General features: G+C 74.9%; 18 protein-coding genes and 1 pseudogene. 12 read left to right on the top strand and 7 right to left on the bottom strand.

The features are described 5' to 3' along the window. Positions 1-369: 369 nt before the first annotated feature. Positions 370-1,266 carry a hypothetical protein gene (locus AC3EVP_RS01455; RefSeq protein ID WP_435124990.1) on the bottom strand — a complete coding sequence of 299 codons (897 nt, stop codon included), beginning with the start codon at positions 1,264-1,266 and terminating at the stop codon, positions 370-372. 207 nt (positions 1,267-1,473) lie between these two features. On the opposite strand from AC3EVP_RS01455, the gene purN reads away from it, so the two are divergent. From purN to AC3EVP_RS01425, 6 genes are all read left to right on the top strand, one after another. Beyond that, positions 1,474-2,127 carry a phosphoribosylglycinamide formyltransferase gene (gene purN / locus AC3EVP_RS01450; RefSeq protein WP_335978522.1) on the top strand — a complete coding sequence of 218 codons (654 nt, stop codon included), beginning with the start codon at positions 1,474-1,476 and terminating at the stop codon, positions 2,125-2,127. After that, a complete protein-coding gene (gene purH / locus AC3EVP_RS01445; protein WP_435124988.1) occupies positions 2,124-3,719 on the top strand; it encodes a bifunctional phosphoribosylaminoimidazolecarboxamide formyltransferase/IMP cyclohydrolase in 1,596 nt (531 codons plus the stop codon). The genes purN and purH overlap by 4 nt, the downstream gene beginning before the upstream one ends. A gap of 287 nt (positions 3,720-4,006) precedes the next feature. Beyond that, positions 4,007-4,516, top strand: a complete 510-nt coding sequence (locus AC3EVP_RS01440) for an RDD family protein (RefSeq protein WP_435124985.1) — start codon at positions 4,007-4,009, stop codon at positions 4,514-4,516. A 95-nt stretch (positions 4,517-4,611) separates the two neighbouring features. Beyond that, entirely contained in the window at positions 4,612-5,478 is an 867-nt protein-coding gene (locus AC3EVP_RS01435; RefSeq protein ID WP_335978128.1) for a bifunctional methylenetetrahydrofolate dehydrogenase/methenyltetrahydrofolate cyclohydrolase, read from the top strand. Continuing rightward, on the top strand, positions 5,468-5,917 hold the full coding sequence (locus AC3EVP_RS01430; protein WP_335978126.1) for a DUF3017 domain-containing protein: 450 nt from the start codon (positions 5,468-5,470) through the stop codon (positions 5,915-5,917). Before AC3EVP_RS01435 ends, AC3EVP_RS01430 begins: the two co-directional genes overlap by 11 nt. A gap of 313 nt (positions 5,918-6,230) precedes the next feature. Then, positions 6,231-7,220, top strand: a complete 990-nt coding sequence (locus AC3EVP_RS01425; RefSeq protein ID WP_335978124.1) for a malate dehydrogenase — start codon at positions 6,231-6,233, stop codon at positions 7,218-7,220. An 81-nt stretch (positions 7,221-7,301) separates the two neighbouring features. Here the strand turns inward: AC3EVP_RS01425 and pdxR are convergent, their stop codons facing one another. Continuing rightward, positions 7,302-8,777, bottom strand: a complete 1,476-nt coding sequence (gene pdxR / locus AC3EVP_RS01420) for a MocR-like pyridoxine biosynthesis transcription factor PdxR (protein ID WP_435124981.1) — start codon at positions 8,775-8,777, stop codon at positions 7,302-7,304. Between the two features lie 49 nt (positions 8,778-8,826). On the opposite strand from pdxR, the gene AC3EVP_RS01415 reads away from it, so the two are divergent. Continuing rightward, positions 8,827-9,381 carry a carboxymuconolactone decarboxylase family protein gene (locus AC3EVP_RS01415; RefSeq protein ID WP_435124979.1) on the top strand — a complete coding sequence of 185 codons (555 nt, stop codon included), beginning with the start codon at positions 8,827-8,829 and terminating at the stop codon, positions 9,379-9,381. On the opposite strand, the gene AC3EVP_RS01410 is transcribed toward AC3EVP_RS01415, so the two are convergent. The 3 genes from AC3EVP_RS01410 to trpS form a co-directional block, all read right to left on the bottom strand. Further along, positions 9,359-10,237 carry a hypothetical protein gene (locus tag AC3EVP_RS01410; RefSeq protein ID WP_435124976.1) on the bottom strand — a complete coding sequence of 293 codons (879 nt, stop codon included), beginning with the start codon at positions 10,235-10,237 and terminating at the stop codon, positions 9,359-9,361. The two genes, AC3EVP_RS01415 and AC3EVP_RS01410, sit on opposite strands and share 23 nt — an antisense overlap. A gap of 155 nt (positions 10,238-10,392) precedes the next feature. Beyond that, positions 10,393-10,986, bottom strand: coding sequence for a 2'-5' RNA ligase family protein (locus tag AC3EVP_RS01405; protein ID WP_435124974.1), 594 nt, complete (start codon positions 10,984-10,986; stop codon positions 10,393-10,395). Between the two features lie 192 nt (positions 10,987-11,178). Further along, positions 11,179-12,192, bottom strand: a complete 1,014-nt coding sequence (gene trpS / locus AC3EVP_RS01400; RefSeq protein WP_335978116.1) for a tryptophan--tRNA ligase — start codon at positions 12,190-12,192, stop codon at positions 11,179-11,181. A 297-nt stretch (positions 12,193-12,489) separates the two neighbouring features. Here trpS and rocD point away from each other — a divergent pair, with 297 nt between their 5' ends. Next, positions 12,490-13,671 carry an ornithine--oxo-acid transaminase gene (gene rocD / locus AC3EVP_RS01395; RefSeq protein WP_435125576.1) on the top strand — a complete coding sequence of 394 codons (1,182 nt, stop codon included), beginning with the start codon at positions 12,490-12,492 and terminating at the stop codon, positions 13,669-13,671. A gap of 53 nt (positions 13,672-13,724) precedes the next feature. Here the strand turns inward: rocD and dprE2 are convergent, their stop codons facing one another. Together dprE2 and dprE1 are read right to left on the bottom strand one after the other, a co-directional pair. Next, entirely contained in the window at positions 13,725-14,486 is a 762-nt protein-coding gene (gene dprE2 / locus AC3EVP_RS01390; protein WP_435124971.1) for a decaprenylphospho-beta-D-erythro-pentofuranosid-2-ulose 2-reductase, read from the bottom strand. A gap of 16 nt (positions 14,487-14,502) precedes the next feature. Then, positions 14,503-15,870 (bottom strand): decaprenylphosphoryl-beta-D-ribose oxidase, encoded by a 1,368-nt coding sequence (dprE1, locus tag AC3EVP_RS01385; RefSeq protein WP_435124968.1) that lies wholly within the window; start codon positions 15,868-15,870, stop codon positions 14,503-14,505. Positions 15,871-16,173: 303 nt separating this feature from the next. On the opposite strand from dprE1, the gene AC3EVP_RS01380 reads away from it, so the two are divergent. The 4 genes and pseudogenes from AC3EVP_RS01380 to AC3EVP_RS01365 all read left to right on the top strand — a co-directional run. Beyond that, entirely contained in the window at positions 16,174-16,701 is a 528-nt protein-coding gene (locus AC3EVP_RS01380) for a phosphatase PAP2 family protein (RefSeq protein WP_335978113.1), read from the top strand. After that, positions 16,698-17,651 carry a decaprenyl-phosphate phosphoribosyltransferase gene (locus AC3EVP_RS01375; protein ID WP_435124964.1) on the top strand — a complete coding sequence of 318 codons (954 nt, stop codon included), beginning with the start codon at positions 16,698-16,700 and terminating at the stop codon, positions 17,649-17,651. The genes AC3EVP_RS01380 and AC3EVP_RS01375 overlap by 4 nt, the downstream gene beginning before the upstream one ends. An 83-nt stretch (positions 17,652-17,734) precedes the next feature. Beyond that, entirely contained in the window at positions 17,735-18,196 is a 462-nt protein-coding gene (locus tag AC3EVP_RS01370) for a GtrA family protein (protein WP_435125573.1), read from the top strand. Further along, positions 18,184-18,960, top strand: a pseudogene (locus AC3EVP_RS01365) (YihY/virulence factor BrkB family protein); the annotation flags it as partial. The gene AC3EVP_RS01370 and the pseudogene AC3EVP_RS01365, both read left to right, overlap by 13 nt. Positions 18,961-19,009: the final 49 nt, after the last annotated feature.

The following is a 19,009-nucleotide window of genomic DNA, read 5'->3' as shown; positions in this document are numbered from 1 at the left end:
CGCGCCGTACCCGCCGCCGCTGCGCGGCCTGTGGCCGGCGGTCGGTCGGCGGCGCGGGCGAGGGGCAACCCTACGAGAGCTGCGCGGCCTGTAGGCGTAGCCGCCAGCCCGGCCGGACCGTACGCGGGGTTGGCCGCGGTGCGGGGGCAGTCCCCGCCGGGCACGGTGCCGTGTCGCCCTCGGTTGGAGTGCTGGCTGTGTCGGCGGGCGGGCTAGTGGGGGAGTGGGCGGGGTCGGGCTTCGTTCGGTGGGACTCGCTGTCGCCGGGGAAGGTCCTGCCGTACCCACGGCCGCCGGCCGGCCGGGCGCGGTCGAGGGCGAGGTCCCGCAAGGCCCGCGGTCGTCGCCCCCGGCGGGGCCTCGGGGAGGTCAGTCGCGGAGGGCGGGGAGGCTGCGGAGAGGGGAGGGGAGAAGCTTCTGGCAGGAGTGCGAGGCAGGCGCGGTGAGGGCGTCGGCCTTGCAGTCGTAGTAGTCGCGGTAGGCGATCTGGAACCCGTACGTGGTGCCGACGATCGCGAGGGCGAGCGCGCTGGTGATGATGCCGGTCCAGGCCGCGGTGAGGAAGGAGCGCTGGGCGTCCGGGCCGGGCGCGGGGGGCGCCGGGCGCGGGCTCTGGGTGGCGTCGGCGAGCGCGGAGGCGGCCTGCGCGCGGGCCTTGGCGCGGTCCTCGGGCGACATCCGCAGCGCGCTGACGCCCCAGTAGAGGGCGAGCGCGCCGAGCAGCAGGCCCAGCGGGGTCCAGCCGAGCAGCGAGAAGATCAGGCCCCAGCCGCCGCAGACCAGGGCGTACCGCGAGCGGCGCTGCGCCGGGTCGGTCGGGTCGAAGCGCGGGCCCTGGCCCTGGGGGCCGGTCGGCCCGGGCTGCTCGGGGCGCCGGGCGAACGGGTCCGGCCGACCGGACTGCGGCTGGCGGCTGCTCCACTGGTGGCCCCACGCCTGGGGCGCGCCGTGCGGGGGCGGCGGGGTGCCCTGCGGCCCGTCGCCGGAACCGGAACCGGAACCGGAGCCGTCGGCCCCGTCGGAGCCGTCGCCCCCCGAACTCCCGCTGCCGGAACCGGAACCCGCGCCGGAACCCGCGCCCTCACCCGAGCCGGTGCCGCCCTCCTGCCGCCCGCTGCTGCCGGCCGGCCGGCCGGGCTGCCGCGGCTGCCACGGGCGGTCCGGCGCACCCTCGGGCGGCGGCGCGAACGGGTTGTCCCGCTGATCGCCACCAGGCGCGCGCAGCGCGAGTTCAATGCGGCCGCTGCTCATGATGTGATGCGCCATCCCCTTGGGCTCGACTCCTGTCGCGTACGTGTTCTCCCCCAGACGCTACCGCCCGGACGCTCCCCCGTCCCGTGGGGGCCGCCCGGAGTGCCGGTATCGTTGCTGACGACCGGCGCGCTCGTAGGGTCGCCCCAAAACGAGCGGCCCCGGTCTCATAGAAACATCCAAGCCGCCCGAAACACAGCCGCCCAGGTCCCCGTTCGCGGGATTCCCGCACGCCCGAGAGAGGCCCCGTCCGTGGCCGCCCGCACTCCCGCCCGTCTCGTCGTCCTCGTCTCCGGTTCCGGCACCAACCTCCAGGCCCTGCTCGACGCCATCGAGGCCGACCCCGGCTACGGCGCCCGGATCGTCGCCGTGGGCGCGGACCGCGACGGCACCGTCGGACTCGAGCGGGCCGAGCGGGCCGGGCTGCCCACCTTCACGGTGCGGCTGCGGGACCACGCCGACCGGGACGGCTGGGACGCCGCGCTCACCGAGGCGACGGCCGCCCACGACCCGGACCTGGTGGTCTCGGCCGGCTTCATGAAGATCGTCGGCGCGCGGTTCCTGGCCCGGTTCGGCGGCCGGATCGTCAACACGCACCCGGCGCTGCTGCCCAGTTTCCCCGGGGCGCACGGCGTGCGCGACGCCCTGGCGTACGGCGCCAAGGTCACCGGGTGCACCGTCCACTTCGTCGACGACGGCGTCGACACCGGCCCGGTCATCGCCCAGGGCGTGGTCGAGGTCCGGCCGGACGACACGGAGGACGCGCTCCACGAGCGCATCAAGGAAGTCGAGCGACGTCTGCTCGTCGACGTGGTGGGACGTCTGTCGCGCGACGGGTACCGCATCGAGGGACGAAAGGTTTTGATTCCGGCATGAGCGCCACTCCCCAGGACACCGCGCAGGACAGCCCCCGGGCGAACGGAACGCAGCGGCCGGTGCGCCGCGCGCTGATCAGCGTCTACGACAAGACCGGCCTGGAGGAGCTGGCCCGGGGCCTGCACGCGGCCGGGGTCGAACTGGTGTCGACCGGCTCGACGGCGGGGCGGATCGCCGCGGCCGGCGTGCCCGTCACCAAGGTCGAGGAGCTGACCGGCTTCCCCGAGTGCCTTGACGGCCGGGTGAAGACCCTGCACCCGCGGGTGCACGCCGGCATTCTCGCCGACCTGCGGCTCGAGGACCACCGCAGGCAGCTCGACGAGTTGGGCGTCAAGCCGTTCGAGCTGGTCGTGGTGAACCTCTACCCCTTCCGCGAGACCGTCGCGTCGGGCGCGAGCGCGGACGAGTGCGTCGAGCAGATCGACATCGGCGGCCCGTCCATGGTCCGCGCCGCCGCCAAGAACCACCCCTCGGTCGCGGTCGTCACCAGCCCGGCCCGGTACGACGAGGTGCTCGCCGCGGTCGCCGACGGCGGTTTCGACCTCGCCACCCGCAAGCAGCTCGCCGCCGAGGCGTTCCAGCACACCGCCGCGTACGACGTGGCCGTGGCGTCCTGGTTCCTCGACGGCTACAGCGCGGACGAGGAGTTCCCCGCGTTCACCGGCGCCACGTACACCCGGCTGGACACCCTGCGCTACGGCGAGAACCCGCACCAGGGCGCGGCGATCTACACCGACGGCTCCGGCACCGGTCTGGCCGGCGCGGAGCAGCTGCACGGCAAGGCGATGTCGTACAACAACTACGTCGACACCGAGGCGGCCCGCCGCGCCGCCTACGACCACGACGGCGTCTGCGTGGCGATCATCAAGCACGCCAACCCGTGCGGGATCGCGGTCGGCGCGGACGTCGCCGAGGCGCACCGCAAGGCGCACGCCTGCGACCCGGTCTCCGCGTACGGCGGCGTCATCGCGGTCAACCGCCCGGTGTCCGTGGCGATGGCCGAGCAGGTCGCGGAGATCTTCACCGAGGTGATCGTGGCCCCGGCGTACGACGAGGGCGCGGTGGAGGTGCTGGCCCGCAAGAAGAACATCCGCGTGCTGCGCTGCGCCGACGCGCCCGCGGCCGCCACGGAGTACCGCCCGATCGAGGGCGGCGTGCTGGTCCAGGTCAAGGACCGGCTCCAGGCGGAGGGCGACGACCCGGCGACCTGGACGCTGGCGACCGGCGAGGCGCTGGGCGCGGACGAGCTGGCGGACCTGGCGTTCGCGTGGCGGGCGTGCCGCGCGGTCAAGTCCAACGCGATCCTGCTGGCGAAGGACGGGGCGACCGTCGGGGTCGGGATGGGGCAGGTCAACCGGGTGGATTCCGCGCGGCTGGCGGTGGAGCGGGCCGGGGCGGAGCGCGCGGCGGGGTCGTACGCGGCGTCCGACGCGTTCTTTCCGTTCGCGGACGGGCTGGAGGTGCTGACGGCCGCGGGCGTCAAGGCCGTGGTGCAGCCCGGTGGGTCGATCCGGGACGAGGCCGTGGTGGAGGCTGCGGCGAAGGCCGGGGTCACCATGTACTTCACGGGGACGCGGCACTTCTTCCACTGACCTCGCGGGGGCGGTGCCCCTGACCCTCCGGGGTGGGTGGTCCTGTCGGTTCCGGGACCACCTGCCGGTGGGGGGCTGGTCGCGCAGTTCCTCGCGCCCCTGGGTTCGCTCGGGTGCGTCCTCGGGGGTTGCGGGGGGATGACTCTTGCACTGGCGGGGGTGGGGGCCTGACGATGTGCGCGCACGCATCGTCCCCTGCTGCCGCAAGGAATCCGCCCGTGAGTCAGTTTCCTGGGTCCGCCGGCCCGTATGGTGATCCGCTTCCGCCCGGGTACGGGTATCCGGCGGTGGGGAACCGGCCACTGGGCATGCCGCCGCCGGCGGGGTGGGGCGCGCGGCTGGGCGCGATGGTGCTCGACGGGCTGATGTTCAACCTGATACCGACGGGCCTGTTTCTGGCGGGGTACGGGCGGTTCGCGGCGAAAGTGGCCGACGCGTGGAACGCGTGCGACGACCGAGGTATCGAGCGGTCGAAGTGCCCCACGCCGTCGGTGCCGACGAGTTCGGGGCTGCTGATCCTCGTCGGCGCCGTGCTGTCGCTGGCTGCTTTCCTGTTCCTGGCCTACCGCGAGGGGAAGACCGGGCAGACCCCGGGCAAGCGGATCGTGGGCATCCGGCTGCTGCGGTTGGCGGACGGCTCGGCGCTCGGCTTCGGCCGGGCCGTGGGGCGCCGCGTCCTGCACGCGGTGGACGCCCTCCCGTGCTTCCTCGGCTTCCTGTGGCCGCTGTGGGACGAACTGCACCAGACCTGGGCCGACAAGATGGTCCACACGGTCACCATCCGCGACGCGAGCTGACGGGGAAGCCGCGGTCCGGGGCGGTACGGGACCGGTACGGGGCCGGTTCGCGCGCGGATTGGTCCGCTGCCGGGCAGATCCGCGAGTATGGAGCCATGACCGCCCAGATTCTCGATGGCAAGGCCACGGCCGCCGCGATCAAGTCGGAGTTGACCTCCCGGGTCCAAGCGCTCAGGGAGCGCGGTGTCGAGCCCGGCCTCGGCACCCTGCTGGTCGGCGACGACCCGGGCAGCAAGTGGTACGTCGCGGGCAAGCACCGCGACTGCGCGCAGGTGGGCATCGGCTCCATCCAGCGCGAACTGCCGGACACCGCCACGCAGGAGGAGATCGAGGCGGTCGTCCGCGAGCTGAACGAGGACCCCGCCTGCACCGGCTACATCGTGCAGCTGCCGCTGCCCGAGGGCATCGACGCCAACCGCGTGCTGGAGCTGGTGGACCCGGACAAGGACGCGGACGGGCTGCACCCGACGAGCCTGGGCCGGCTGGTGCTCGGCGTCCCGGGGCCGCTGCCCTGCACGCCCCACGGCATCGTGGAGCTGCTGCGGCGGCACGGGGTCGGGATCGACGGCGCGGACGTGGTGGTGGTCGGCCGCGGCATCACCGTCGGCCGGTCGATCGGGCTGCTGCTGACCCGCAAGTCGGAGAATGCCACGGTGACGCTCTGCCACACCGGCACCCGGGACCTGGCGGCGCACCTGCGGCAGGCGGACATCGTGGTGGCCGCGGCGGGCGTGCCGCACATCATCAAGCCGGAGGACGTCAAGCCGGGTGCGGCGGTGCTCGACGTCGGCGTCAGCCGGGACGAGCACGGCAAGATCGTCGGCGACGTCCATCCTGGGGTGGCCGAGGTCGCGGCGTGGCTGTCGCCGAACCCGGGCGGCGTCGGGCCGATGACCCGCGCGCTGCTGCTCCAGAACGTCGTGGAGGCGGCCGAGCGGACGGTGGCGGGCCATGTCGGTTGAGGCGGCGGGCGGACCCGCGGACATCCCCGACGGCACCGTGCGTGCCGCGTCCCAGGACCCGGGCGGGCGGCCCGAGGGCACCCGGGGCGTCGCCCGGCCCGAGGGCGGCGGCCGGGCGGCCGGCGGGGACGCGCCCGCGCCGGTCCGGCAGTGGCCGATCATCGCGGTGATCGCCGGGGCGGCCATCGGGCTCATCGTCACCGCTGCCGGGCAGTTCCGGGCGGGCACCATCCTGATCGGCGCGGCGCTGCTGCTCGGCGCCGGGCTGCGCTGGGCGGTCACCGCCGTGGGCATGCTCGCGGTGCGCAGCCGGTTCACCGACGTGATCACCTACGGGATACTCGGCGCGGCGATCATCCTGCTCGGGCTCATGGCCCAGCCGGACCCCCTGATCCGCATCCCGTTCCTGGAGGACATCATCCACTTCTCCGTCCGCTGACGAAGACGCGGGCGGGACGCGGGCGGGGCGCTGACGGGACGCTGACGGGACACGGACCTGACGCCGACTTGACGCCGGCGGTACGCCCCGCCCGCGCCGCCGCGCGGCCCCCGGCCGCGCCTGTCACCGGATCGGGTGACTGGTGCCACAGGAGGCCGCGTGATGGGCGCGGGCGGCGCGCGATAGCCTGGCGACTGGCTCTCTTGACGCCGAGAGATCCACGTTCGGGGCCGCTCGGGCCGCTGCCGGGGCGACCGAGTACCCGCCAGTACCACCCGCAGCACCACCCGAAGCAGAAGGCCAGGAGAAGGCAATGACTCGCACTCCCGTCAACGTCACCGTCACCGGAGCGGCCGGCCAGATCGGCTACGCGCTCCTCTTCCGTATCGCCTCGGGCCACCTGCTCGGCGCGGACGTGCCGGTGAGGCTCCGGCTGCTGGAGATCCCGCAGGGCCTCAAGGCGGCCGAGGGCACCGCCATGGAGCTGGACGACGCGGCCTTCCCGCTGCTGCGCGGCATCGACATCACCGACGACCCGAACGTGGCCTTCGACGGCGCCAACGTGGCGCTGCTGGTCGGCGCCCGCCCCCGCACCAAGGGCATGGAGCGCGGCGACCTGCTGGAGGCCAACGGCGGCATCTTCAAGCCGCAGGGCAAGGCGATCAACGACCACGCCGCCGACGACATCAAGGTCCTGGTCGTGGGCAACCCGGCCAACACCAACGCGCTGATCGCGAAGTCCGCGGCCCCCGACGTCCCCGCCGACCGCTTCACCGCGATGACCCGGCTGGACCACAACCGCGCGGTCGGCCAGCTGGCGAAGAAGACCGGTGCCGCCGTCGCCGACATCAAGCGCGTCACCATCTGGGGCAACCACTCCGCCACCCAGTACCCGGACGTCTTCCACGCGGAGATCGCCGGCAAGAACGCCGCCGAGGTGATCGGTGACGAGCAGTGGCTCGCCGACACCTTCATCCCGACCGTCGCCAAGCGCGGCGCGGCCATCATCGAGGCCCGCGGCGCCTCCTCCGCCGCCTCGGCCGCCTCCGCCGCCCTGGACCACGTCCACACCTGGGTCAACGGCACCGCCGAGGGCGACTGGACCTCCATGGGCATCGTCTCCGACGGCTCCTACGGCGTCCCGGCCGGGCTGATCTCCTCCTTCCCGGTCACCACGAAGAACGGCACGTACGAGATCGTCCAGGGCCTGGACATCAACGACTTCTCCCGCCCGCGCATCGACGCGTCGGTGCAGGAGCTGACGGAGGAGCGCGACGCGGTCCGCGCCCTCGGCCTGATCTGAGCCCAGCCGGTCCGGACGGCCCCGCCCTCACCCCGGTGAGCGGCGGGGCCGTCCGCGCCTACGGGCGCCGGTCCCGGGGTGTCAGCCGCAGGACTCCGCCAGCACCGCGCACAGCCGCTCCAGCGCCCCGGCGAAGGCGTGGTCGGGCGGAGTGGCGTACCCGATCACCAGGGCCGGGCGGTCGGCGCGGGCGCCCAGCAGGTCCAACCCGCCCAGTGCCAGCCCCCGTTGCCGGGCCCGCTCGGTCAGCACGGCCGACGGGGCGGCGCCCGGCGGCAGTTCGACGACGGCGTGCAGCCCGGCGGCGATACCCGAGACCCGTACCGAAGGCACCCGCTCGGCGAGCGCGGCCACCAGCCGGTCCCGGCGGTCCCGGTAGCGCAGCCGCATCCGCCGCACGTGGCGGTCGTGGGCGCCGGAGCCGATGAACTCCGCCAGCGTCAACTGGTCGAGCACCGGCGAGTGGTGGTCGGCGAGCCGCTTCTCCCGCACCACCGCGTCCAGCAGGTCCGGCGGCACCGCGATCCACGCCAGCCGCAGCCCCGGCGCCAGGCTCTTGCTCGCGGTCCCCGCGTACACGACGTGCTCGGGCGCCAACCCCTGTACGGCGCCGACGGGTTGGCGGTCGTACCGGAACTCGCCGTCGTAGTCGTCCTCCATGACCACTCCGCCGGTGGCGCGGGCCCAGTCCACCACCGCGGTGCGGCGCGCGGGGGAGAGCGGTACGCCGGTCGGGAACTGGTGCGCCGGGGTGAGCAGCACCGCGTCCGCCGTGCCGTCGAGCCTTTCCACCCGGGCGCCGTCGCCGTCCAGCGGCAGCGGCACCGTCGCCAGGCCGTTGGCCCGCAGCAGCGTACGGGTGTCGGGGAAGCCCAGTTCCTCCACGGCGATCCGGCGCCCGCCGCGGTCCCGCAGCACCCGGGCGAGCAGGCCGACCGCCTGGACGAAGCCGGTGCAGACCACCAGCAGTTCCGGATCGGCCCGCACCCCGCGCACCCGGGCGAGATACGCCGCCAGCGCCGCCCGCAGCTCGGGCCGCCCGCGCGGGTCGGAGTAGCCGAACGCCTCGCTCGGCGCCGCGGTGAGGGCCCGGCGGGCGGCGGCGCCCCACGCGGCCCGGGGGAAGGCGGAGACGTCGGGGGAGCCGGGCCACAGCGAGTACGGCAGCCGCACCGCGTCCGGCACCGCGGCGGGCGGGCCGGCCGGCCCTGTCGCCGTCCGCTCAGTCTGCCCTGTCCGCTGCGCCTGCTCCGCCGCGGTCTGGCGCGCCGCGACCGCCGTGCCCGAGCCCTGCCGCGCGGTCAGCCAGCCCTCCGCCACGAGCTGGCCGTACGCCTCCGCGACCGTGTTCCGGGCCAGGCCCAGGTCCCGGGCGAGGGCCCGGCTCGACGGCAGCCGGGTGCCCGCGCCGAGCCGCCCGTCCCGCACCGCCTCCCGCAGCGCCGCCTCCAGGCCCGCCCGGGCGCCCGCGCCCCGCTGCCGCTGGGCGGCGAGGTCGATCAGCAGGTCGTAGCCGCCGGCTCGGCCCGGCTCGCCCGAAGTGGCCCTTGCGTTCACAGGTCAAGTGGACCACGGGACGGGGCCACTTCGCGGCTACGTTGAAGGCATGAGCACTTCCGAGCCGACCACCTCCGCCCCGACCGACAACCCGACCGACAACCCGACCGGCACCCCGGCCGACCACCCGGCCCCCGCCGGTGACGCCACCGTGCCCGCCCCGCCGCGCCGGATCGACCTGAACGCCTCCGCGCCCGACTTCTACCGGGCCATGATCAGCCTGGACAAGGCCGCGACCGCCGGGCTCGACCCGGTCGTCCGCGAACTGGTGCGGGTACGCGTCTCGCAGCTCAACGGCTGCGCGTACTGCGTGGACGAGCACAGCGCCGCCGCCCGCGCCCTCGGCATCACCGAGCAGAAGCTCACCGGGCTGACGGTGTGGCGGGAGACCCCGTTCTTCACCGCCCGCGAACGCGCCGCCCTCGAACTGGCCGAGGCCGTCACCGCGCTCGGCCCGCACGGCGTCGCCGACGCCGCCTACGACGGCGCCGCCGCGCTCTTCGACGGCACCGAACTGCCCCGGCTGATCGCCCTGTGCGTGACGATGAACGCCTGGAACCGGATCGGCGTCACCTGCCGGCTCAGCCCCCGGACCCGAGCGTGACGCCTTCCGGCCGGGTGCTGCCGGCGGCCTCCGCCGGCGGGCCGCCCTCCCCGTAGCGGGCCAGCGCCAGCGCGCCGGCCACCGCCAGTACGAAACCGGCCGCGGCCGCGGGCGCCCAGCCGCCCCGGGTGCGGTCGTGCAGCGCCAGCACCCCGACCAGCGCGGGGCCGACCGTCTCGCCCAGCACCATCCCCGCGGTGGCCGCGGTGACCGAGCCCTGGTGCAGCGCCGAGGTCAGCAGCAGGAAGGCGGCCCCGCCGCCGACCAGCAGGGCGTACGACGCCGGGTTCGCCGCCAGCGCCTTCGGCGTGACCGGGTCCAGCAGCCGTACCGCGACCTCGACGACCCCGAAGCCCAGGCCCGCGCCCAGGCCGAGCAGCGCGGCCCGCGCCCGCCGCGGCAGCCGCGCTGCGGGCACCGCGCCCAGCGCCAGTACGGCCAGCGCCGCCGCTAGCGTGCCCCAGCGCAGCGCGCCCCCGCCGTGGCCGGGGCCCTCCCCGCCCGAGGCCAGCGCCAGCAGGGCGAGCCCGCCGCACACGGTGGCCACCCCGGCCCACTCCCCGCGGGCGAGCCGCGCGCCCAGCAGCGGGGCGGCGAGTACCGCGGTGACCGCCAGGCTCGCGGCCAGCGCCGCGCCCACCGTGTAGACCGGCAGCGCGCGCAGCGCGACGACTTCCAGCACGAAGCCGGCGCCGTCCAGGGCCAGGCCCGCGAGGTACGGGGCCTGGCGGAGCGCCGCCACGAGGAGGCCCGCCGCGCCGCCGCCCCGCGCTGACCGCGCGGCCTTCGCCTGGAGGGTGGTGGCCGCGCCGAAACACAACGCGGCGCCGAGCGCCGCCAGCAGTCCGGTCAGCATCTGCCGATGCTATCGGGGGGCCCTGACCCCCCGGGTTGCCCGGTTCTGTCGGTGCCGGGACCACCCGCCGGTGGGGGCTGGTCGCGCCGTTCCCCGCGCCCCTTTGGGGCGCGAGCTTCTTCCGCGGAGGAAAGAACACCCAACGGCAGGGGGCCTCAGGCGACGGGGCGGGGGATGCGGGAGGGTTGGGTGGCCGCGGAGGTGTGCTGGTGGGGGAGCGGGGGGAGGGGCTCGGTGCCGAAGGGGTAGACGCGCAGTTGGCGCCAGACGTCGTCGCGGCCCTGTTCGTAGAGGGCGAAGCCGGAGGCGGTCCAGTCGGCGGTGAAGTCGGCGAGGGCGGCCTGGGCGCGGTCCATGGCGTCGTCGGAGATGCCGTGGGCCACGGTGACGTGCGGGTGGTAGGGGAACTGGAGCTCGCGGGCGACGGGGCCGGAGCGGACCTGCTCCTGGAGGGCGCCGCAGTCCGTACCGCCCTCGGCGATGCGCACGTACACCACGGGCGAGACGGGCCGGAAGGTCGCGGTGCCGTCGAGCCGCATGGTGAACGGCCGCCCGTCCGCGGCGACCCGGGCGAGGTGCCGGCCGAAGCGGGGCAGCTCCTCGCGGGCGAGCTCGGTGGGCGGCAGGAGCGTCACATGCGTGGGGATCGCGTGGGCCGCCGGGTCGCCGAACCCGGCCCGCAGGTCCTGCAACAGCCGTCCGTACGGCTCCGGGACCGCGATGGACACGCCGATGGTGGTGGTACCCACTGCGTTCACCTCTCCCCGGGTCGCCGCTCCGCCGCAGGGCCCCGCGGCCGGCCGCCCGCGTGCTCCTGCTGTGTGCTGCTTGTGCCCTGCTCGGTCGTCCTGCTCAGTGTCGCGCGCACGCGGACGAACCGGACCGCGACGTACGTCACAGCCCGATCCGACTACTGTCACAGCCGCGGGACGGCCGCGGCGTCAGTGCTTCGCCGGGAGGAAGCCGATCCGGTCGTACGCCAGCGCCAGCGTCTCGGCGGCGACGGTCCGGGCCTTCTCGGCTCCCTTGGCCAGAACGGAGTCCAACGTCTCGGGGTCCCCCAGGTACTCCTGCGTGCGCTCACGGAACGGTGTGACCCACGCCACGAAGATCTCCGCGAGGTCGGTCTTGAGCGCACCGTAGCCCTTGCCCGCGTATTGCTCCTCCAGTTCGGCGATTCCGGTGCCAGTGAGGGCGGAGTGAATCCTGAGCAGGTTGCTGATGCCCGGCTTCTCCGTTTCGTCGTACCGGATGACCGTGTCGGTGTCGGTGACCGCGCTGCGGAACTTCTTCGCCGACGCCTTCGGCTCGTCGAGCAGGTTGACCAGACCCTTGGCCGAGGCCGCGGACTTGCTCATCTTCGCCGCCGGGTCCTGGAGGTCGTAGATCTTCGCCACCTCGCGCACGATGTGCGCCGCGGGCAGGTTGAAGGTCTCGCCGTACCGCCCGTTGAACCGCTCGGCCAGGTCGCGGGTCAGCTCGATGTGCTGCCGCTGGTCCTCGCCGACCGGCACCGCGTCGGCCTGGTAGAGCAGGATGTCGGCGACCTGGAGGATCGGGTACGTGAAGAGGCCGACGGTGGTGCTGTCGGCGCCCTGCCGGGCGGACTTGTCCTTGAACTGCGTCATCCGGGACGCCTCGCCGAAGCCGGTGATGCAGTTCATCAGCCAGCCGAGCTGCGCGTGCTCGGGCACATGGCTCTGCACGAAGAGCGTGCAGCGGTCCGGGTCCAGGCCCGCGGCCAGCAGCTGCGCGGCGGCCAGCCGGGTGTTGGCGCGCAGCGTCGCCGGGTCCTGCGGCACGGTGATCGCGTGCAGGTCCACCACCATGTAGAAGGCGTCGTGGGTCTCCTGCATCGAGACGTACTGCCGGATCGCACCCAGGTAGTTGCCGAGGTGGAAGGAGCTGGCAGTGGGCTGGATGCCGGACAGGGCACGAGGTCGCAGGTTGGCCATACCCCCATTCTCTCAGGCCGCGGACCTGCTCCCACACCCCTGAGCGCCGCCCGCCGGGGCGCGCCGCGCGGGCCGGCCCGGAGGCGCGGGTCGGGGGAGTTTCCACCGGGACCGCCGTGCGCGACCATGGAAGCAGGGCACCACCCCCGCCCGCTCCCAGGCTGGCCCTGGCTCCTGACGCACGACGAACGGAGTACGCACGTGACGAACGACGCCCCCGCCCGCCCGGCCCCGGGCAGCGAACCGGCCGCAGGCGAGCACCCCGGCACCGCCGACCACGCGGCGACCGACCGCGAGATCGCGGTCGTCGAGGAGTACAGCGCCCACAACTACCACCCGCTGCCCGTCGTCATCTCCGCCGCGGAGGGCGCGTGGGTGACCGACGTCGAGGGCCGCCGGTACGTCGACATGCTCGCCGGGTACTCGGCGCTCAACTTCGGCCACGGCAACCCGCGGCTGATCGCCGCTGCCAAGGCGCAGCTGGACCGGGTGACGCTCACCTCCAGGGCCTTCCACCACGACCGCTTCGCCGAGTTCTGCCGCGGGCTGGCCGAGCTGTGCGGCAAGGACATGGTGCTGCCGATGAACACCGGGGCGGAGGCGGTGGAGACCGCGGTCAAGACCGCCCGCAAGTGGGGGTACCAGGTCAAGGGCGTGCCGGACGGCCGGGCGAAGATCGTCGTCGCCGAGGGGAACTTCCACGGCCGCACCACCACCATCGTCAGCTTCTCCACCGACCCCGAGGCCCGCGCGGACTTCGGCCCGTACACCCCGGGGTTCACGGTCGTCCCGTACGGCGACCTCGACGCGATGCGGGCCGCGGTCGACGACGACACCGTGGCGGTGCTGATCGAGCCGATCCAGGGCGAGGCGGGGGTGCTGGTGCCGCCGCCGGGCTACCTCGCCGGGGTGCGGCAGCTCACCGCCGAGCGCGGGGTGCTCTTCGTCGCGGACGAGATCCAGTCCGGGCTGGGCCGTACCGGCCGCACCTTCGCGTGCGAGCACGAGGACGTGGTGCCGGACATGTACGTCCTCGGGAAGGCGCTGGGCGGCGGGGTCGTACCGGTCTCCGCGGTGGCCGCCTCCCGCGACGTGCTCGGCGTCTTCCACCCGGGCGAGCACGGCTCCACCTTCGGCGGCAACCCGCTGGCGTGCGCGGTCGGCATCGAGGTCGTGGCGATGCTCCGCACCGGGGAGTACCAGCAGCGGGCCGCGGAACTCGGCGACCTGCTCCACCGCGAGCTGGCGGCCCTGCGGTCCGACGGCCTGCTCACCGCGGTACGCGGCCGCGGGCTGTGGGCGGGGCTCGACGTGGACCCGTCCCTCGGCACCGGCCGCGCCCTCACCGAGCGGCTCCTCGAGCGCGGCGTCCTGGCCAAGGACACCCACGGCTCCACCATCCGCCTCGCTCCCCCGCTGACCATCACCGAGGACGACCTCACCTGGTCCCTGTCCCGCCTCCGCGAGGCCCTGACCTGACCAGACCCCGCCCCCCTCACCCGAGCAGCCCCGCCACCTCCCGGCACAGCGGGTCAGCGGGGGGTGGTGATGAGGCGGAAGAGGGGGCGGGGGAGGTGGCGCAGGGCGGACATGACCGGGCGGAGGCGGCCCGGCACCCAGATGACCTCGGAGCGGCGGCGCAGGCCCGCCTCGATGGCCTCGGCCACGGCCTCGGGGGTGGTCGCGAACGGCGCCGGGGGCAGGTGCGCGGTCATCCGTCCCCGGACGAACCCGGGCCGTACGGCCATCACATGCACCCCGCAGGGGTGGAGCGCGTCCCCGAGCCCTTGCGTGAACGCGTCGAGCCCGGCCTTGCTGCTGCCGTAGATGAAGTTCTCCCGCCGGGCCCGCTCGCCGGCCACGGAGGAGAGCACCACGAGCGAGCCGTGCCCCTGCCGCTGGAGCGCGGCGCCGCAGACCAGCGACGCCGAGACCGCCCCGGTGTAGTTGGTCGAGGCGACCCGCACCGCGGACAGCGGCTCCTGCTCGTCGCGCGCCTGGTCGCCGAGCACGCCGAAGGCGACCAGCACCATGTCGATGTCGCCCTCGGCGAAGACCTTCCCGAGGACCTCCTCGTGGCTGCCCGGGTCGAGCGCGTCGAAGGCGGTGACATGCACGTCGGCGCCGAGCGCCGACAACTCGGCCGCGGCGGCGTCCAGCACGGGGGAGGGCCGCCCGGCCAGGTGCACCCGCCGGGTCCTGCGGGCGATCAGCCGCCGCGCGGTGGCCAGCCCGATCTCCGAGCCGCCGCCGAGCACCAGCAGGGACTGGGGAGCCCCGAACGCGTCCTTCATGAGCGCACTCCCAACGTCACAGCGCGAGCCGCCGCGCCAGGTCCGAGGTGATGGCGCCGCGCGGGTCGTAGCGGGCGCGCAGGGAACGGAAGTCGTCCAGCCGCGGGTACATCCGGGTGAGCGTCTCCGGGCGCAGCCGGGAGTCCTTGGCGAGGTAGACCCGGCCGCCGGCGGCCGCGACCTCCTCGTCCAGCTCGTCCAGCAGGGTGCCGAGGCCCGGCAGCCGGGCGGGGAGGTCCAGCGCGAGCGTCCACCCGGCCATCGGGAAGGAGAGCCAGCCCGGGTCGCCGGCCCCGAACCGCTTGAGCACCGCGAGGAACGACGGGCAGCCGCGGGTGCTCAGCCGCCGCACCACCGAGCGCAGCGTCTCCTCCTGGCCGTGCCCGACCACGAACTGGTACTGCACGAAGCCGGACCGGCCGTAGACGAGGTTCCAGTCGGGCAGGCCGTCCAGCGGGTGGAAGAACGAGGCGAGCTTCTGCAACTGGCCGCGGCGCTCGCGGGGCGCCTTGCGGTACCACAGTTCGTTGAAGAGCCCGACGCTGGTGCGGCCGAGCAGCCCGTCGGGGGCGGGGCGCGGGGCGGCCGGCAGCCGGCGCGGGCGGAAGGCGAGCGGGTCGCGGCGGGCCCGGACCGGCAGCGCCTCCAGCGGTGCGTGGTCGCCGCGGGTGAGGACCGCCCGGCCGGTCCGGGCGCCGCGGGCGAGCAGGTCGATCCAGGCCACCGAGTAGCGGTAGCGGTGGTCGGTGGCGGTCAGCCGGGCCATCAGGTCGTCCAGGTCGGTGGCCCGCTCGGTGTCCACGGTCATCAACGACGTCTCGACCGGCAGCAGTTGGAGGGTGGCGGCCAGCACCACCCCGGTCAGGCCCATGCCGCCGGCGGTCGCCCAGAACAGCTCGGGCTCGGCCTCGGGGGTCACCAGCCGGGTCTCGCCGTCGCCGGTCAGCAGCTCGAAGGCCCGTACGTGGCGGCTGAAGGAGCCGGAGACGTGGTGGTTCTTGCCGTGGATGTCGGCGCCGATCGCGCCGCCGACGGTGACGTACCGGGTCCCGGGGGTGACCGGCACGAACCAGCCGAGCGGCAGCAGCACCTCCATCAGCCGGTGCAGCGACACGCCCGCGTCGCAGGTGACCACGCCGCCCACGGCGTCGATCTCGTGGATGCGGTCCAGCGCGGTCATGTCCAGGACGGCGCCGCCGGCGTTCTGGGCCGCGTCGCCGTACGCCCGGCCCAGGCCCCGGGCGATGGCGCCGCGGTCGTCGCAGGCCCGTACCGCCTCGACGGCCTCCTCGTACGTACCCGGGCGCAGCAGCCGGGCGGCGGTCGGGGCGGTGCGTCCCCAGCCGGTGACGGAGGTGGTGGCCGGCGCGAGCGGTACGGGCATGCCGGTGAACGTACCGCCGGGCAACCCGAAGGAGTGCCCTCTTGGGTGAGGTTCGGTGGGAAATGCGGCTTTTCTCACCGTAACGGGCGATCGGTAGGGATAAGGGCGGGGGTCGCACGGTAGGGATTCACAGTCCGATGGCCGAATCGTATGACTCACGCGCCGTGTGGGGCCGTACGGGGCGTGCCTGCGGTCCGGCCGCGCTCCGGCCGCGCTTTGGCCGGAGGGGACGCGACGAGGAGGGTGCGGCACGGACGGCGTGGGGGCGGGAAACCCGACGGAGGAAACGAGGAGGTGCGGCCGGTGCTCCGCCCGGATCACGTGTTCCGCCCGGACCACGACCTGTTGGCCGTGCTGCGCGGCTGCGGCCGCCGGCCCGGCGCCGCCGCCGCGGCCCGCGGCCTGTCCCTGGCCGGCGAGCACGGCGCGGTCTGGCTCGCCGCCGGGCTGACCGGCGCCGCCGCCGACCCGGCCCGCCGCGGCGCGTGGCTGCGCGCCACCGCCCTGGTCGCCGCCGCGCACGCGGCGAGCATGGCCGTCAAGCGCGTGGTGCGCCGCCCCCGCCCCCAACTGCCGCCCGGCGCCGCGCCGCTGGTGCGCACCGCCGGCCGGCACAGCTTCCCCAGCTCGCACGCCGCCTCCTCCGCCGCGGCCGCGCTCGCCTTCGGCACGCTCGTCCCCGCCGCGCCGCTGCGCCCGCTCGCCGCCGCGGTCTGCGTGTCCCGGCTGGTCGCGGGCGTCCACTACCCGACCGACGTCGTCTTCGGCGCGCTGCTCGGCGCGACCACCGCCCGCCTGGGGCGGGACTGGACCCACAGGGGTGTGCGATGAGTGAACCCGCCGTCGTCATCGAGCAGCCCGCGCCGCCGGTGCTCGCCGCGCCCGGCACCGGCTGGACGCTCGCCACCGGCCTGCTGCGGGCCGCCCGCCCCCGGCAGTGGGTGAAGAACGGGCTGGTGCTCGCCGCGCCCTTCGCCGCCGCCCGGCCGCTCGGCCTGGACGAGGCGATACGGCTGGCGGCCGCGCTGGCGCTCTTCGTCGCCTGCTCGGCCGCGGTCTACCTGATCAACGACGCCCGCGACGCGGAGGCGGACCGGGCGCACCCGGTGAAGTGCCGCCGCCCGGTCGCCAGCGGCCAGGTCCCGGTCCCGGTCGCCTACACCGCCGGCGCGCTGCTGGCGGTCCTCGCCCCCGCCCTCGCCGTGCCGGCCTGCAACGGCCACACCGCGGCGCTGCTGGCCGCCTACGTGGCCATGCAACTCGCCTACTGCCTGCGGCTGAAGCACATGCTCGTGGTCGACCTGGTGATCGTCACCACCGGCTTCCTGATGCGCGCCATGGCCGGCGGGCTCGCGCTGGACATCGCGCTGTCGCGCTGGTTCCTGATCACCTCCGGTTTCGGCGCGCTGTTCATGGTCGCCGCCAAGCGGTACTCCGAACTGGTCCTGGTCTCGGAGCGCGACGGCGACCTGACCGCCACCCGTGCGCTGCTGGGCGAGTACACCATCGGCTACCTGAGGTTCGTGTGGCAGCTGGCGGCGGGCGTGGCGGTGCTCGCGTACTGCCTGTGGGCGCTGGAGAGCAGTGGCGGCGAGCACGGGCTGCTGCCCTGGCGGCAGTTGTCGATGGTGCCCTTCACCCTGTCGGTGCTGCGCTACGCGGTCTTCGCGGACGCCGGCGCGGCCGGTGAACCCGAGGACGTGGTGCTGCGCGACCGCCCGCTGCTGGTGATCGCGGTGGCGTGGAGCGCGCTGTACGTGCTCGCGGTGGTCAATTCGTGAGGCGGGACCCGGCGGGGGCCGGCGTACGGGGCGGTGCACGGGCCGGCGTACGGGGCGGCGTACGAGGCGGCGTCGGCCCGGAGCTGCTGGGCTTCGCGCTGGCCGGCGGCGCCGCGTACGCGGTGGACCTCGGGCTGTTCGTGTGGCTGCGCGGGCCGGGCGGGGCGGGGCCGCTGACCGCCAAGGCGCTGTCGTTCCTGGCCGGTTGCTCGGTGGCGTACGCCGGCAACGCGCTGGGCGCCTACCGCGGCCGGGCCCGGGGCGGACGGGCCCGCAGGTTCGGCGCCTTCTTCGCGGTGAACCTCGCGGGGGCGCTGGTGCAGCTGGCGTGCCTCGGCTTCTCCCACTACGTCCTCGGCTGCACCTCCGCGCGGGCCGACGTCGTCGCCGGGGCCGGGGTCGGGATGGCACTGGCGACCGCGGTGCGGTTCTGGGGGACGCGGACGCTGGTGTTCGGCTCCGCGCCTCACCCGGACGGGGGAGTGGCGGACCGTGCGGGCGTGCGGGCGGCGGGGGAGGGTAACCGCCCGACATGGACTGGCTGACCCGGCTGCCGTGGATCGGCCCGCGGATCGCGCGGGCGATGCGCACCCACGCGTGGCGGGCGTTCGCGCACCTCCAGACGGTGCACTGGACGCGGCTGGCGGCCGCGATGACCTTCACCAGCTTCCTCGCGCTCTTCCCGCTGCTCGCGGTGGTCGCCGCCGTCGGCGCCGCGACCCTGTCGCAGCGGCGGCTCGACAAGCTGGAGCACCGGATCACCGAGCAGATCCCGGGGATCGCCGACAAGCTCGACATCAACAGCCTGGTCGCCAACGCCGGCACCATCGGCATCGCGGCCTCCGCCGCCCTGCTCTTCACCGGCATCAGCTGGGTCGGCTCGCTGCGCGGCTGCCTGCGGGCGGTGTGGCTCAAGGACGACGAGGAACGCAACCCGGTCACGGCCAAACTCTCCGACGGCGGCGTCCTGCTGGGCCTGGGCGGCGCGGTACTGGTCTCGCTCGCCGCCTCCGGGTTCGCCACCGCCGCCGTCAACTGGACCGCCGACCGGATCGGCCTGGACCACCACGGCCCGGGCCGGGTGCTGCTCGCCGTCGTCGGCTACGTCCTGGCGGTCGTCGCGGACTTCCTGATCCTGCTGTACGTGCTGACGCTGCTGCCCGGCGTCGACCCGCCCCGCCGCGCCGTCGCGGTGGCGGCGCTGATCGGGGCGGTCGGCTTCGAGGTGCTCAAGATCGCGCTCAGCGGCTACCTGCGGGGCGTCGCGGGCCGGAACGTCTATGGTGCGTTCGGCACGCCCATCGCGCTGCTGCTGTGGTTCAACTTCATGGCGAAGCTGCTGCTGTACTGCGCCGCGT

This window comes from Actinacidiphila sp. bgisy144 (assembly GCF_057708105.1).
Note: the sequence above shows the minus strand (reverse complement) of the source record. Positions and strands in the feature narration are given on the sequence as shown.

Excerpts from the sequence above, each read along its gene's own strand:
- AC3EVP_RS01375 (WP_435124964.1), top strand. The coding sequence starts at position 16,698 with ATGAGTGAACCCGCCGTCGTCATCGAGCAGCCCGCGCCGCCGGTGCTC.
- AC3EVP_RS01425 (WP_335978124.1), top strand. The coding sequence starts at position 6,231 with ATGACTCGCACTCCCGTCAACGTCACCGTCACCGGAGCGGCCGGCCAG.
- dprE2 (WP_435124971.1), bottom strand. The coding sequence starts at position 14,486 with ATGAAGGACGCGTTCGGGGCTCCCCAGTCCCTGCTGGTGCTCGGCGGC.
- AC3EVP_RS01415 (WP_435124979.1), top strand. The coding sequence starts at position 8,827 with ATGAGCACTTCCGAGCCGACCACCTCCGCCCCGACCGACAACCCGACC.
- purH (WP_435124988.1), top strand. The coding sequence starts at position 2,124 with ATGAGCGCCACTCCCCAGGACACCGCGCAGGACAGCCCCCGGGCGAAC.
- AC3EVP_RS01435 (WP_335978128.1), top strand. The coding sequence starts at position 4,612 with ATGACCGCCCAGATTCTCGATGGCAAGGCCACGGCCGCCGCGATCAAG.
- dprE1 (WP_435124968.1), bottom strand. The coding sequence starts at position 15,870 with ATGCCCGTACCGCTCGCGCCGGCCACCACCTCCGTCACCGGCTGGGGA.
- AC3EVP_RS01430 (WP_335978126.1), top strand. The coding sequence starts at position 5,468 with ATGTCGGTTGAGGCGGCGGGCGGACCCGCGGACATCCCCGACGGCACC.
- trpS (WP_335978116.1), bottom strand. The coding sequence starts at position 12,192 with ATGGCCAACCTGCGACCTCGTGCCCTGTCCGGCATCCAGCCCACTGCC.
- AC3EVP_RS01410 (WP_435124976.1), bottom strand. The coding sequence starts at position 10,237 with ATGCTGACCGGACTGCTGGCGGCGCTCGGCGCCGCGTTGTGTTTCGGC.
- AC3EVP_RS01455 (WP_435124990.1), bottom strand. The coding sequence starts at position 1,266 with ATGGCGCATCACATCATGAGCAGCGGCCGCATTGAACTCGCGCTGCGC.